Source organism: Achromobacter agilis (assembly GCF_900496965.1).
Lineage (GTDB): Bacteria > Pseudomonadota > Gammaproteobacteria > Burkholderiales > Burkholderiaceae_B > Achromobacter > Achromobacter agilis.
Genome location: NZ_UFQB01000030.1, coordinates 1 through 12,867 on the forward strand (window position 1 = coordinate 1; position 12,867 = coordinate 12,867).

The 12,867-nt window shown below is 67.4% G+C and carries 14 protein-coding genes; 7 read left to right on the forward strand and 7 right to left on the reverse strand.

The features are described from left to right. Positions 1-172: 172 nt before the first annotated feature. The 3 genes from AGI3411_RS26055 to AGI3411_RS30550 all read right to left on the reverse strand — a co-directional run bounded on the left by AGI3411_RS26055 (position 173) and on the right by AGI3411_RS30550 (position 1,447). On the reverse strand, positions 173-421 hold the full coding sequence (locus AGI3411_RS26055) for a hypothetical protein (protein ID WP_129530215.1): 249 nt from the start codon (positions 419-421) through the stop codon (positions 173-175). 98 nt (positions 422-519) lie between these two features. Beyond that, complete coding sequence (locus AGI3411_RS26060) at positions 520-1,122, reverse strand: helix-turn-helix domain-containing protein (RefSeq protein WP_129530216.1); 603 nt, start codon at positions 1,120-1,122, stop codon at positions 520-522. 151 nt (positions 1,123-1,273) lie between these two features. Further along, complete coding sequence (locus tag AGI3411_RS30550) at positions 1,274-1,447, reverse strand: Sir2 family NAD-dependent protein deacetylase (protein WP_129530217.1); 174 nt, start codon at positions 1,445-1,447, stop codon at positions 1,274-1,276. Between the two features lie 63 nt (positions 1,448-1,510). Between AGI3411_RS30550 and AGI3411_RS26070 the strand changes: the two genes are divergently transcribed. Further along, the gene (locus tag AGI3411_RS26070) at positions 1,511-2,125 is read left to right on the forward strand and encodes a cysteine dioxygenase family protein (RefSeq protein WP_129530218.1); all 615 of its coding nucleotides are present in this window, start codon (positions 1,511-1,513) and stop codon (positions 2,123-2,125) included. 70 nt (positions 2,126-2,195) lie between these two features. Beyond that, positions 2,196-2,957 (forward strand): IclR family transcriptional regulator, encoded by a 762-nt coding sequence (locus tag AGI3411_RS26075; protein ID WP_129530219.1) that lies wholly within the window; start codon positions 2,196-2,198, stop codon positions 2,955-2,957. Between the two features lie 7 nt (positions 2,958-2,964). Here the strand turns inward: AGI3411_RS26075 and AGI3411_RS26080 are convergent, their stop codons facing one another. Both AGI3411_RS26080 and AGI3411_RS26085 read right to left on the reverse strand, forming a co-directional pair. After that, a complete protein-coding gene (locus AGI3411_RS26080; RefSeq protein ID WP_244240459.1) occupies positions 2,965-4,542 on the reverse strand; it encodes an FAD/NAD(P)-binding protein in 1,578 nt (525 codons plus the stop codon). Continuing rightward, positions 4,542-5,510, reverse strand: a complete 969-nt coding sequence (locus AGI3411_RS26085; protein WP_129530220.1) for a Bug family tripartite tricarboxylate transporter substrate binding protein — start codon at positions 5,508-5,510, stop codon at positions 4,542-4,544. Before AGI3411_RS26085 ends, AGI3411_RS26080 begins: the two co-directional genes overlap by 1 nt. Positions 5,511-5,799: 289 nt before the next feature. Between AGI3411_RS26085 and AGI3411_RS26090 the strand changes: the two genes are divergently transcribed. Genes AGI3411_RS26090 through AGI3411_RS26110 form a run of 5 tightly spaced genes read left to right on the forward strand, consistent with a single transcriptional unit; the run spans position 5,800 to position 10,771 of the window. Further along, positions 5,800-6,969 carry a CaiB/BaiF CoA transferase family protein gene (locus AGI3411_RS26090; RefSeq protein WP_129530221.1) on the forward strand — a complete coding sequence of 390 codons (1,170 nt, stop codon included), beginning with the start codon at positions 5,800-5,802 and terminating at the stop codon, positions 6,967-6,969. After that, complete coding sequence (locus tag AGI3411_RS26095; RefSeq protein ID WP_129530222.1) at positions 6,966-7,688, forward strand: enoyl-CoA hydratase/isomerase family protein; 723 nt, start codon at positions 6,966-6,968, stop codon at positions 7,686-7,688. The genes AGI3411_RS26090 and AGI3411_RS26095 overlap by 4 nt, the downstream gene beginning before the upstream one ends. A gap of 31 nt (positions 7,689-7,719) precedes the next feature. Continuing rightward, positions 7,720-8,553 carry a CoA transferase subunit A gene (locus AGI3411_RS26100; RefSeq protein ID WP_129530223.1) on the forward strand — a complete coding sequence of 278 codons (834 nt, stop codon included), beginning with the start codon at positions 7,720-7,722 and terminating at the stop codon, positions 8,551-8,553. Next, positions 8,546-9,280 carry a CoA-transferase subunit beta gene (locus tag AGI3411_RS26105; protein ID WP_129530224.1) on the forward strand — a complete coding sequence of 245 codons (735 nt, stop codon included), beginning with the start codon at positions 8,546-8,548 and terminating at the stop codon, positions 9,278-9,280. Before AGI3411_RS26100 ends, AGI3411_RS26105 begins: the two co-directional genes overlap by 8 nt. Positions 9,281-9,289: 9 nt before the next feature. After that, on the forward strand, positions 9,290-10,771 hold the full coding sequence (locus AGI3411_RS26110) for a class I adenylate-forming enzyme family protein (protein WP_129530225.1): 1,482 nt from the start codon (positions 9,290-9,292) through the stop codon (positions 10,769-10,771). 37 nt (positions 10,772-10,808) lie between these two features. On the opposite strand, the gene AGI3411_RS26115 is transcribed toward AGI3411_RS26110, so the two are convergent. Both AGI3411_RS26115 and AGI3411_RS26120 read right to left on the reverse strand, forming a co-directional pair. After that, the gene (locus AGI3411_RS26115) at positions 10,809-11,780 is read right to left on the reverse strand and encodes a Bug family tripartite tricarboxylate transporter substrate binding protein (protein ID WP_129530226.1); all 972 of its coding nucleotides are present in this window, start codon (positions 11,778-11,780) and stop codon (positions 10,809-10,811) included. Positions 11,781-11,841: 61 nt separating this feature from the next. Continuing rightward, positions 11,842-12,711, reverse strand: coding sequence for a fumarylacetoacetate hydrolase family protein (locus AGI3411_RS26120; RefSeq protein WP_129530227.1), 870 nt, complete (start codon positions 12,709-12,711; stop codon positions 11,842-11,844). Between the last annotated feature and the right edge of the window lie 156 nt (positions 12,712-12,867).

Consider the following 12,867-nt stretch of genomic DNA (forward strand, 5'->3'; position numbering starts at 1 on the left):
CGCCCGTAGCTCAGCTGGATAGAGTACCTGGCTACGAACCAGGGGGTCGTAGGTTCGAATCCTGCCGGGCGCACCAACCTTATTCAGGAACCGCGGCATTGCCGTGGTTCCGGCGAAAGAAAAAAGCGGCTTGATGATGACTCATCAAGCCGCTTTTCATTTTGCGCGGCAGTTATTGCCGGCGCCGGTCCACGGCCGTCAATGCCGTGCCGCTTTTCAGCAGTTGATAGGTCTGTCCGCCCAGCCAGGCGACTTTGTCGCCGGCGCTGGTGCGGCATACGCAATGGGCCTTGGGGTCGAAACGGGACGTGCCCAGCGCGGAGTATGCGTCCGGGTCCGAGACGAATCGTTCAATGCGGTACAACGTGCCGTCCGGAGCGGTGGCGAGGACGTCGGTAAGTCGTCTTGCTGTGCCGAGCATATTTACACCTCCATGCGCGGGTCATTATGTATGCGGCGCCAAAGTCATTTGAACATTTTCAGCGCGCCAGGCGGGAAGTTTGATGTTCCGGCGCTGCGCTAGTGAAAATGTCCGCCTAACAATGAATCGTCGAGCTGGTCGGGGGACACGCCCAAGGCTTCCGACACGCGGTCCAGAATGACCTGCCGGGGCCGTGGGCGCGGCCGTTCCAGTTCGATATAGATGGAGTGGTCCACGCCTAGCCGGGCAGCCATGTCAGCAGTGCTGATATTGAGGTGCTCGCGCCATGCGCGTATCAGGCTCCAGTCGTTGCCGGTTTTCAAATTGACGACAGCTAATGGTACGTGGCCTTGGCCCGCGGCAAGTTTCTTGCGCTGGACAGGTTTCCTGCGGGCATCGTGCACGCCGCCTTTTGGGGCGCCGCTCTTGCGGGCTTCGCCGCGAGGCGCGGTGACGACGGATTCGGCGGTGAAAATCGCGCCGCCGTTCAATTGGCGGTATTGGTCATTGCCGATCCAGCAGAGGGTCTCGCCGTTGTCGAGCATGCATTCGCAATCCAGGTGGTAATTGCTGGGCATGCTCTCGAGCTTGGCGATGGTTTCCGTGGTCGTGGCGTGACGCACCACACGGTGTAGAACACCGTCCGGCGAGCGCACGAACACGTCGGGAAGTCTCCAGGAAAACGGAATGATGGTCTCCACGGCCGAAACCTATTTCGCCACTGTATCCCGCGGTGCGCAAGGTGGAATTTGGGGTTTCCCCTGGAACCGTCGGCGGCGTGGATTCAGCGCGACACCGGCGCCGGACATCCTCACGAATCTTCACGCCGCAACACATCCGGACTTGCCTGTGCTAGGGGGGGCGAAGGAGCCGCGGCGCGTGCAGGCAACCGTGCAGGTGCGCGACGTGTGAGCTGCCTGCCCGTTCGTGCGGGCCGTCCACGTTCTGCGTGACGACGGCAAGTTTGGGGAGGTGCCGCGCCAGTGCCGCGATTACCCGGCCGGCGGCAGGGCCATGAATGCGCATTCGTCCCGAATCGTGGATACTGCTTTTTCAATTTGGGATTTCAATACGCCTTGGAGAAACGCAATGCCTGAATCACACGACGGCCTGGAGCGGCTGCGCCGTTTCATTGCCATCGCGACGCGCCTGGCGTCGCCGGCCGCGCTGGCGCAGAGCGCGGAACTCGAGGCCGCGTTCGCGGACCTGGTGCGCCACGACGACTGGCTGCCCGAGGCCTGTACGGTGCCGCATCCGCAGTACTACCAGCAATACCTCTTGCATTGCGATCCGCTGGAGCGGTTCTCGCTGGTGAGTTTCGTGTGGGGGCCAGGGCAGTCCACGCCGGTGCATGACCACGAGGTCTGGGGCTATGTGGGCATGCTGCGCGGCGCCGAGGTCAATCAGCGTTACGTCCGCGATCCGGAAGGCCGCATCGCGCCCGAGGGCGCCGCCACAACCTTGCAGCCGGGCGACGTGGAGCGCCTGTCTCCGGCCGAAGGCGACATCCACCGCGTGTCCAACGCGCACGCGGACCGCGTGTCCATCAGCGTGCACATGTACGGCGGCAATATCGGCGCCGTGTCGCGCCATGTCTACGACCCGGCGACCGGCCAGGCCAAGCCGTTCGTGTCGGGCTATTCCTCGGCAAGCGTGCCGAATCTGTGGGACCGTTCGCAATTCTTGCGGGCATCCCTCGCCTAGGGGATTTGCGCAAGCCTGTTCGGGCGCGGCGTCTCATGCTATGTTTCCGTCCTAAATATTAGGAAAAACCATGGACAAGACGCTGCTCAAGGGCCTGATGGTATTAGAGGCGGTGACCGACGTGGACAATCCGCCGCGCACCATCGATGCGCTGGCCGCCCGGGTGGGGCTGACGCGCAGCAATACCCACCGCACCCTGCAGACGCTGATCCACGCCGGCTACGTGATCAAGGACGACGATGGCGGCGGCTATCGGGGCGCCGTGCGCCTGTTCGAACTGGCGGCCCGCCAGCTGGCCCAACTGGACGTGCGCAAGCTGGCCGCGCCGTTCATGCGCGCGCTGGCGGATCAGACGGGCGAGACCGTGCACCTGTCGGTGCTGGACGGTTTCGACGTGGTCTATATCGACAAGATCGACAGCCCGCAGCCCATACGCGCCTATTCCATGGTGGGCGGGCGCGCGCCTGCCTACGCCGTGGCCACCGGCAAGGCCCTGCTGGCCTACCAGGCCGACGGCTACGTCGAACGCTATGCCGACAAGCTGCTGCGCCACACGCCGTCGACCATCGTGTCCATGCCCCTGCTGAAAGACGAGTTGCGCAAGATCGCCCGCGCCGGCTACGCGGTCAACCGCGGGGAATGGCGCGAAGGGGTGGGCGGGCTGGCCGTGACCTTGTTCAACAGCCTGGACCAGCCCGTGGCCGCGGTGGGCATCTCCGGCCCGTTGGACCGCCTGAGCGCGGCCAGGATGAAGCAGCTGGCTCCGGACGTGTCGGCCTGTGCGCAGTCCATCTCGCAAGGGATGGGCCACCGCCGGGGCTTTCTGGGCTAGGGTCCGTTCACGCCGAAAGGGAGGCTGTGGCGGCCTGCTGCGCGATTTCTTCGGCGATGCGGCGGGCCTGGTCGCGAGCGAGCCGGGCATTGACGTCCATGGAGGTCGTCCAGAAGTACGTGCCACCCGCGAGGCTGCCCAATACCGATATGCCGGGCTGGATCTCGCCGCGCGCATTCTTCAGGCAGCCCGTGCCGTAGTCGAGCGCCAGGCCGCCGTGGGGGTCGGACTGCGCGTGCCCCTCGCGCAGCAGCGCGGCGACCAGCGGATCTTCGGTGCGCAGCGCGTCCACCGAGAAACTGGTGGCGTTGATCAGATAGCGACTGGCATGTGTGACGATCCCGCCCGAGGCATTGCGCAGGCGAGTGTGGAACAGCCCGCTTGCGCCGTCGTGGCGGGTGTCCTGGTAGCCGGCGCCGACTTGCAGCTGGCCCGTCTGGAACAGGCCCTGGAGCTTCAGCGCGTTGCGCATCGGAAAGGTGGCGCGCCGCGCCATCCACAGCGAACGCCATTGCGACTGGAAGCGGCCGCGTTCGGCATCGGGCATCAGGTGCCAGATCTGGTCAACGGCCGCGTTGGTTGCGGCTGCCACGGCCTGCCATGGCCGGGCGGCCCGTGCGGACCGGTTGACTTCTTCGTCCAGCGCGATTCGCGCGTCGCCCGCCAGGCCCAGCAGGTCGTCCGCGTCTACGTTGCCGCCCAGGGCGAGCACCTCGTCCTTGAGCGCGGCGGCGATCACGTCCACGGACAGGGTGCCGCCATGGCGCGCGGCAAGCTGGATGGCGCCGTCGCGGCTGAGTTGCCGTAGGCTGTCCGGCGGCCGGTTGTGGGGGCTGCGCACGGAAGGCAGGCGGCCGTTGCGGGAGACGCACAGGATCGGGCCGCGATGGGCCGCCTGCTGCATAGCGGCCACGGCGTCGACCGCGCTCAGGCTGGTGCCGACGACGCATACGGCGGCATCGGGGGCGATGCCGCCGGCCAGCGCGCGCACGGGATAGGGGCTATTGAAGTAGCCGGGCGCGTCCTGCAGGCCGGGGAACGCCTGCGACGGCAGGTTGCCGTTACACAGCACCGCATAGCGTGCGACGCAGGGCTCGCCCTGCTCGGGCTCGACGCGTACGCGCGCGCCCGGCAGAGGCGCCACGCGCCGCACCCGGCTTTGCGTGTGCGTAAGCGTCACGCCCAGCGCGCGCGCCAGATCCCGGGCCCGCGTATAGACCGCGCGCAGGTAGGCGCCGAAGAGCGGGCGGGGCAGGAAATCCGCGGGTTCGATCGTGTCCGCGCCCTGGGCGCGCAGCCAGGCCGGATCCTGCCCGCGCAGCCATTGCACGAAGTCCTTGCGGTGGTCCGCCAGCGCGGACATGTTGCTGGCCGGAATGTTGAGCAGGTTGCTGGACAGGTCGTCCTGGTAGGCGCCGCCCGGGCCGGGTTCGGCCTGAGGTTCGAACAGGCGGATGACGGGAGGCCGGGGCGCGCCCGAGTCCAGGGAGAGCAGGAACTGGTACAGAAAGCTGATGGCCACCGAGCCGCCGCCGACGATGGCCAGGTCCGCCGCGAGCGGCGAGGGCGTTGCTTGCGGCGCCATCACTTGGCCGCCGAGAGACGCACGACGTCGGCCCAGCGCGAGACTTCCTGCTTGAGCACGCGGCTGGTGTCGGCGGGCGAGGTGGCCACGGCGTCGGCGCCCAGCTTCAGCGCGGCCTGCTGCACCGAGGCCATGGCGGCGGCTTTCTGCATCCCGGCCGACAGCTTGTCCACCACCGCGGACGGCGTGCCGGCAGGGGCGAGCAGCGCGTAGGTGGTGGCGACCGAGTAGTCCTTTACGCCTTGCTCCATCAGGGTAGGCAAGTCGGGCAGCGCGGTGGCGCGCGTGGCGGTGGTGACGCCGAGCAGCCGGATCTTGCCGCTGGCCACCTGCGGCAGCAGCGCGGGCAGCGTTTCGATGACCATGTCGATCTGGCCGCCCAGCAGGTCGGTGATCGCCGGGCCGCTGCCGCGGTAGGGCACGTGCATGAGGCGGGTGCCGGATACCACCTGGAAGAGCTCCGCCGCCATGTGCTGCGACGTGCCGGGCCCCGCCGATCCGTAGGTGATGAACCCGGGCTTGCTCTTGGCCAGGGCGATGAGTTCCTGGACATTCCTGGCGGGAACCCTGCTGGTGTTCACCGCCACGGCCATGGGCATGCTGGTGGCCATGGACACGCCGACAAACGCGGTGCCGAAATCGTAGCCGGGCTTGTCCGGCATGGCGGCATGGATAGCGTGGCTGCCCACGGCGCCCATCAGCAGCGTGTAGCCATCGGCCGGGGACTTGGCCACGAATTCTGCGCCGATCTCGCCGCCCGCGCCGGCCTTGTTCTCCACGACCACGCTTTGTCCCAGATAGTCGCCAAGGTGTTGCGCATAGATGCGCGCGGCGGCGTCGGTCGCGCCGCCGGGCGGAAACGGCACAACCATGCGCACGGGTTTCGCGGGCCAAGTGTCGGCCGCGACAGGGCCGGCCGCCAACGCCAGGACCGCGCTCGCGAGGGCAATACGCCACAACTTTTTCATGCAAGTCTCCTTTGGGTCGATGGTGCCGGCATGCGCGGACGCGGGCCGTGGCCGTGGGCGATCGCCGTCGCTGCCGTCATTTTATAAGTCCTAATTTATGGGACTCATGTTCCAATAAATGGTTTACGTAGAATTCCACACGGTGATATGCTGGTCAAGAATTAAGCGGCGCTCCTAGGGAATGCACTAAGATTTTCCAGCCAGAGCGGGATAATGCCATTCCGGGAAGCGCGCTCTTATAATATTTTTCGAGTCCCAAATATTGAATTTTCATAACGAGAGGTCAGACATGAAACCCAGTTCGGCACTGGCCGGCATCACGGTGCTGGAGATTTGCAACGTCGCGGCGGGCCCGTTTTGCGGCATGTTGTTGGCGGACATGGGCGCGGACGTCATCAAGGTCGAGAACCCCGAAGGCGGCGATACGCTGCGCAGCTGGCCGCCCATCACCGACGGCTACAGCGAGAACTTCGCCTCGCTCAACCGCAACAAGCGGTCGGTGACGCTGAACCTGAAGGACCCGGCTGACCTGGCCCTGGCGCGCGAGCTGGCGGCGGGCGCAGACGTGCTGATCGAAAACAATCGGCCGGGCGTGATGGACCGCCTGGGGTTGGGCTATGCCCAATTGCGCGAAGTGAATCCCAGACTCGTCTATTGTTCGATTTCGGCCTATGGGCAGTCGGGGCCGCGTTCGCAGGAAGGCGGGTTCGACCTGACCATCCAGGCCATGAGCGGGCTGATGAGCGTCACCGGCGAAGCGGGCGGGGAACCCGTCAAGTGCGGGGTGCCGGTGGCGGATTTTTCGGCGGGCCTGTACGGCGCCTTCGCCATCGCCTCCGCCTTGCGCGCGGCGCAGGCCAGCGGGCAGGGCACGCATATCGACGTGCCGATGCTGGGCGCCACGCTGGGCATCGCGGCCCTGCAGACCTCGGAGTTCTTCGGCAGCGGCCGGGACCCGGTCAAGCTGGGCTCGGCGCATCCGCGCAACGCGCCTTATCAGGCGTTCCGCTGCAAGGGCGGCTACTTCGGCATGGCGGCGGGCAACCAGGCCCTATGGAAAAGCGTGTGCGCCACCGTCGGCCGGGAAGATCTGCTGGCCGACGCCCGCTTCACCGACACGACCTCGCGCGCACGGAACCAGACCGCCTTGCGTGAGATCCTCGAGGCTATCTTCGAGGCCGAGGACGCGCAGACCTGGCTCGCGCGCTTCCGCGCCGCGGGCGTGCCGTGCGCGCCGATCAACACCTATTCCGAAGTGCTGGCCGACCCGCAGGTGGAGCACATGGGCTGGGTTCAGCCCGTGGAGCTGCCGAACGGGGTGCGCACGCGTACGTTTGGCCTGCCGGTGCGCTTCGACGGCGAGACGACCGCCTTGCGGCGCCGCCCGCCCGCGCTGGGTGAACACAACGAAGAGGTGCTGGGCGCGCTGCGCGCCGGCAAGAAAGGAGCGGCGGCATGAGCGATGTGCTGCATATCGAGAAGCAGGGCGATCGCCATGTCCTCACGCTGGCCCGGCCCGAAAAGATGAATGCCTTGTCGGCCGACCTGGTGGAGGCGCTGATCGCCGCGCTGAACGAGGCCGAAGCGCAAGGCGCCAGGCTCATCGTGCTGAAGGGCGAAGGCAAGAACTTCAGCGCGGGCTTCGACTTCGGCGATTGGCAGGCGCAGAGCGAGGGCGACCTGCTGCTGCGCTTCGTACGCATCGAGACGCTGTTGCAGCGGCTCGCGGCCTCGCCTTGCCTGACCCTGGCATTGGCGCATGGACGTAACTTCGGCGCGGGCGTGGATCTGTTCGGCGCCTGCAAGTGGCGCGTGAGCGCGCCGGACGCCACGTTCCGCATGCCGGGGCTGAAGTTCGGCCTGGTGCTGGGCACGCGGCGTTTCGCCGCATTGGTGGGCGCGGAACGCGCGCGCGCCATCCTGGAGCAGGCCGCGACGTTCGGCGCGGAAGAGGCGTTGTGCGACGGGTTCGCCAGCCGGCTCGCCGCGGCGCAGGATTGGCCGGACATCGCGCAGCAGGCGCAGGAGACGGCATCCGCCCTGACTTGCGCCAGCCGCGTCCAGCTGTATGCGGCGCTGTCGGCCGAGACGCCGGACACCGACCTCGCACGCCTGGTCCGCTCGGCTGCCGAGCCGGGCCTGAAGGCGCGCGTGGCCGCGTATCTGCAGGCGCGCTAGCCGCACAAGATAAAGCAGGCAAGGAGACAACATGGCATCGGGATTCAACCAAAAGAACAAGCAGTGTTCGCTGGCGGAGCTGGCGGCGCTGGTGCCCAACGGCGCGTCGATCGCCTTGGGCGGCAGTTTTCTACACCGCGGGCCGTTCGCCTTCGTACGCGAACTGATCCGCCAGGGGCGGCGCGACCTGGAACTGATCAAGCAATCGCCGGGCTACGACGTGGACATCCTGTGCCGCGCGGGCGCGCTGCGACGGGTGCGCGCCGGCATCGTCGCCATGGAAGGGAACTTCGGCCTGGCGCCCTGGTACCGCAAGGCGGTGGAGCGCCGCGAGATCGAACTGGAGGAGCATGCCTGCGCCAGCTTGACCGCGGGCTTGCGGGCGGCCGCCTTCGGCGTGCCGTTCCAGCCTTGCGGGGGCCTGCACGGCAGCGGGCTGCCCGAACTCAATGGCTGGAAGTGCCTGGACGATCCCTACGGAAGCGGGCAGAAGACCTGGGTGGTGCCGGCGATCCGCCCCGATTTCGCCGTGATCCAGGCTTCCGAAGTGGACGCGCAGGGCAATGTGCGTGTGTTGGGCACGGCGCACTGGGACCGCATCATGTCGCGCGCCGCGGGCAGCGTGCTGGTGGTGGCCGAGAAGGTCGTCGACAGCGCCGTGTTCGAGGCCAATCCGGAATCCACGCTGATCCCGTTTTTCATGGTGCAGGCGTACGCGGTAGTGCCGCAGGGCGCATGGCCAGGCTCCTGCTGGCCCGATTACGCCATCGACTATCCGGCGGTGGAGGCATACATGGACAAGCAGGGCGATCTGCAGGCGCACATGGCCGCGGCGCCCGAAGCGCGGGAGGTGAATCATGGCTGAGCAATGGTCGGGCTTTTCGTACATCGTGACCAACTTGGCGCGTTTCATCCGGCCGGACGAGATCACGTTCAGCGGCGTGAACTCCACCATGCCGATGCTGGCCTGCCTGCTGGCCAAGCGCGCCTATGAGTGGGATTTTGTCTACATCAACGTGGCCGGGGGCGTGAACCCGCGGCCTTCGCACGTGCCGCTCTCCAGTTCGGATCCGGTGCTGGCCGAACATACCGCGTCGATTTTTTCGAACGAGGACTTCTACGATCTGTGCACCCGCGGCCGCATGGACCTGACCTTCCTGGGCGCGGCGCAGATCGACGGCGAGGGCTGCGCCAACAATTCCTGCATCGGGAACTGGCATGAGCCCAAGGTGCGGCTGCCGGGCGGCGGGGGCGGCGCCGTAATGCTGCCGACCGCCAGGCGCGCCTGCACCTGGCGCACGGAGCATTCGCGCCGCACCTTCGTGCCCAAGCTGGACTTCATGACGTCCTGGGGCGGGTTCCATGGCGTGGTGACGCCCATCGCGGTGTTCATCAAGCGCGACGGGCGGCTCGCCCTGCAATCGTGGCATCCCGAGTCCAGCCTGTCCGAGGTGCGCGAGCGCACGGGTTTCGAGTTCGACGCCACGGGGGCGGCGCCCTCCGAACCGCCCACCGCCGCGGAGGCCCGCGCCTTGCGCGAACTCGACGCGGACGGGCAGTTCGAGCGCGACGCCGCGGTTACGCTCCGCTAGGAGGCCGCCATGACGATTAACGATGCTACCTTGGCGGCGGCGTGGGCGCGCGCGTGGAGCCAGCCGCGATGGGCCGGGCTTCCCGCCATCGTGACCGCGCAAGGCGAGCTGACATACCAGGACCTGCATCGCCGGGTTGGGCAGGTCGCGGGCGGCCTGCGCGCCGCCGGCGTCGCGCGCGGCAGCTACGTCGCGATCGCCATGGAGCGTTCGCTGGAGCAGGTGCTGGCCATACTGGGCGCGATGGCGGCGGGCGCCTGCCCGTGCCCGCTGGAGCCGCGGCTGTCGGTCGAAGAGACCGCGAGGCGCGTGGCGGCGGTCGGCCTGGCGTGGATACTGTATGACGAGGCCAATGCCGGCACCGCCCAGGCCAGCGGCCTGGCGCCCGCGCGCCGGCTGGACGCGGGGCGCATCGCGCAAGGGCCGCTGGACTGGTGCCGCGCAGGCGACGCCGCGGCCCGGGATCCCGGCCTGCTGCTGTTTACGTCTGGCAGCACGGGGAACCCCAAGGGCGTGCTCCTGAGCCATCGGGGCCTGGCGAACAACGCGCGCGGCGTGCTGGCGCATACGGGGCTGACACCGGAAGACCGCCTGCTGCACGTGATGCCGCTGCATCACACCAATGCGCTGAACAACCAGATCTTTGCGCCGCTGCTGGCGGGGGCCAGCGTGGCGCTGGCGGGCCGCTTCCGCGCCGACGACATGCCGGGCCTGCTGCGCGCCTTCCGGCCGACCATCATCACCGGCGTGCCGACCATGTACGCCCGCATGCTGGAGCTGGAATTCGATCCGGACAGCCTGGCGGGCCTGCGTTTCGCGCGCTGCGGCTCGGCCCCGATCACCGAGGCGCTGCACCGGCGCATCGAGGCTTTCCTCGGCTGCCCGCTGGTGGTGTCCTACGGCCTGTCGGAGGCGACCTGCACGTCGACCATGAATCCGCCCGGCGCGCGGCGGGTGGGCTCGGTAGGCACGGTGCTGGCGGGGCAGAGCGTCACCTTGCGGCTGCCCGACGGCAGCGAGGCCGCGCCGGGCAGCGAGGGCGAGATCTGCATCGCGGGCGACAGCCTGATGCTGGGCTACCTGGGCGTGGACAACGCAGGCGAGACCGCATCGACGCTGTTGCGCACGGGTGACTTGGGGCGGTTCGACGAACAGGGCTACCTGAGCATTACCGGCCGCATCAAGGACGTGATCATCCGGGGCGGCGAGAACATTTCGCCCGCGCTGGTCGAAGGCGTCGTCACTGGCCTGGCGGGCGTGGCCGCCTGCTGTGTCGTGGGAGCGCCGGACGACGATTTGGGCGAAGTGCCGGTGATCTTCGTGCAGCGCGCGGGCGATCCGGTGCCGGACGCGGCGGCCATCCAGGCCGAAGTGCTGGCCCGGCTGGGCCGGATCTACGTACCGCGAGAGGTGCTGTGGGTGGAGCACCTGCCCGAGAATGCAGTGGGCAAGGTGGACCGCAAGGCCCTGGCGCGGCAGGTGGCCGCGTAGCGGCCGCCTGCCCGGGGCGCAGGCGGCGGGGCCGCGCTTATTCGACCTTGCCGATCCGCTGCACCGCCACCTCCAGCGATGCGGAATCCTTTTTCCAGTAATCGTCGAACGCCGGCGCATCCAGGTACTGCACGGGGCTGCCGGTGCCGGCGATGCGCGATTGGACGCCAGGATCGTTGGCGATGTCCTTGATGGCCTGGCGCAGTTTGTCGATGACGGCCGAGGGCGTGCCGGCGCGGGCGAACACGCCGGACCATTGCACGAAGCTGATGTCGTAGCCCTGCGATTTGAAGGACGGCACCTGCGGCAGGCTGTCGAGCTTGCCATCGCCCCAATGCGCCAGCGGCTTTACGCGTCCGGCCTGGATCAGCTGCATGACGCTGGACGGTCCGGTGGCCAGCGCATCGACCTGTCCTCCCACCAGCGCCTGCACGGCCGGGCCGGCGCCGGTGAAGGGCACGTGCATCATCTTGATCCCTGCCGCGTTCTGCAGCATCTCCATCGGTACGTGCATCGTGCCGTAGATGCCGGACGTGCCGTAGCTGAGCTTGCCGGCCCGGTTCTTGGCGCCCGCGATGAACTCTTGCAGCGTGTTGTACGGCGAATCCGCGCGCACCACGAGCACGGTAGGGTCGGCCGTGATCCGCGCGATTGGCACGAACTGGTCCAACTGGTAGGCCGGCTTGCGTTCCAGCAGGCGGTCCGCCGCGGGCAGAATGGAAATGGACGACAGGCTCATCAGGAGCGTGTAGCCGTCCGGCTTGGCGCGTCCGGCCTGGCCGATGCCGATGGCGCCGCCCGCGCCGCCCTTGTTCTCGATGACGACGGGCTGGCCCAGCTTGTCGCCCAAGGCCTGGGCCAACGGCCTCGCGATCGTGTCCGCGACCCCGCCGGGCGGGAAGGGCACCACCATGGTCACGGCACGCTCGGGATAGTCCGCAGCCATCGCATTGGACGTGCCCAGCCATACCAGGGCGGCAGCGGCCAGCCGCTTGCAGCGCAGTTTCATGTCTCACTCCTTTGTGTCGTTATGTGCTGCGTCGCGCCGTGTGCATGCCCGGCGCTTTCCCTCAGACGAAGCGGTTTTCGATCCTGCCTATGCCGTCGATCTCCACTCGCACCGTGTCGCCGCTCTTGAGGAACTGCGGCGGATTCAGGCCCTGGCCCACGCCGGCGGGCGTCCCCGTCGCGATGACATCGCCGGGATACAGCGTGATGCCGCGCGAGCAGGTTTCGATCAGGGTGGGAATGTCGAAGATGAGGTCTTCGGTGTTGCCGTCCTGGCGCAGCTCGCCATTCACCCAGCAGCGCACCCGGGTCTTCTGGCCGTCCAGTTCGTCCGCCGTCACCAGCCACGGGCCCATGGGGCAGAAGGTGTCGAACGACTTGCCGAGGTCCCACTGCTGGTGGCGCATCTGCACGTCGCGCGCCGTGACGTCGTTGACCACCGTATAGGCGACCACGTGATTCATGGCTTGCGCGCGCGAAATATTGCTGCCGCCCTTGCCGATCACCACCGCCAGCTCGGCTTCGTAGTCGATCTTGTCGGAAATGCCCGTGGGCAGGCGCACATCGGCCCGTGGGCCCACCACCGTCTGCGGCACCTTGGTGAACACGATGGGCCACGATTCCGGATTGGCGTCGTTGTCCTTGAACACGGAGTCGCGCAATTCTTTGGCGTGCGCGTGATAGTTGCGGCCCACGCAGAAGAGGTTGCGCTGTTGCGCGGGCAAGGGCGCTTCATGCTCCACCTGGTCCCAGCGATAGGACGAACCGGTCCTGGCCGGCAAGGCGCGGCCTTCGGCCAGCCATTGCACCGCCGTCAGCGCGCCGGCCGCGGCGAGTTCCCGCGGAAAGTTCAGGGCGGTCACCGTGCTGCCGTCATCGGACACCACGCCAATCCGGCGCTCGCCGCCGACGCGAAATACTGCAATTTTCATTCTTGCTCCCTGAGCGGCCTTGCCGCCTTTTATTAGAACCAAAACATACCAATTAATGGGCTGATAGGCCCAATTCAACGCGAGGATATACCAAAAGAACCGGAATGATGGGATAAATATGCGGTCGCGTGGGGCTCTTATTGGACTGATTTGGTA

Coding starts and splice junctions, on each gene's coding strand:
- AGI3411_RS30550 (WP_129530217.1), bottom strand. CDS start 1,447: ATGCGCATTCATGGCCCTGCCGCCGGCCGGGTAATCGCGGCACTGGCG.
- AGI3411_RS26095 (WP_129530222.1), top strand. CDS start 6,966: ATGAGCGATGTGCTGCATATCGAGAAGCAGGGCGATCGCCATGTCCTC.
- AGI3411_RS26100 (WP_129530223.1), top strand. CDS start 7,720: ATGGCATCGGGATTCAACCAAAAGAACAAGCAGTGTTCGCTGGCGGAG.
- AGI3411_RS26070 (WP_129530218.1), top strand. CDS start 1,511: ATGCCTGAATCACACGACGGCCTGGAGCGGCTGCGCCGTTTCATTGCC.
- AGI3411_RS26105 (WP_129530224.1), top strand. CDS start 8,546: ATGGCTGAGCAATGGTCGGGCTTTTCGTACATCGTGACCAACTTGGCG.
- AGI3411_RS26085 (WP_129530220.1), bottom strand. CDS start 5,510: ATGAAAAAGTTGTGGCGTATTGCCCTCGCGAGCGCGGTCCTGGCGTTG.
- AGI3411_RS26115 (WP_129530226.1), bottom strand. CDS start 11,780: ATGAAACTGCGCTGCAAGCGGCTGGCCGCTGCCGCCCTGGTATGGCTG.
- AGI3411_RS26075 (WP_129530219.1), top strand. CDS start 2,196: ATGGACAAGACGCTGCTCAAGGGCCTGATGGTATTAGAGGCGGTGACC.
- AGI3411_RS26080 (WP_244240459.1), bottom strand. CDS start 4,542: ATGGCGCCGCAAGCAACGCCCTCGCCGCTCGCGGCGGACCTGGCCATC.
- AGI3411_RS26090 (WP_129530221.1), top strand. CDS start 5,800: ATGAAACCCAGTTCGGCACTGGCCGGCATCACGGTGCTGGAGATTTGC.
- AGI3411_RS26055 (WP_129530215.1), bottom strand. CDS start 421: ATGCTCGGCACAGCAAGACGACTTACCGACGTCCTCGCCACCGCTCCG.
- AGI3411_RS26110 (WP_129530225.1), top strand. CDS start 9,290: ATGACGATTAACGATGCTACCTTGGCGGCGGCGTGGGCGCGCGCGTGG.
- AGI3411_RS26120 (WP_129530227.1), bottom strand. CDS start 12,711: ATGAAAATTGCAGTATTTCGCGTCGGCGGCGAGCGCCGGATTGGCGTG.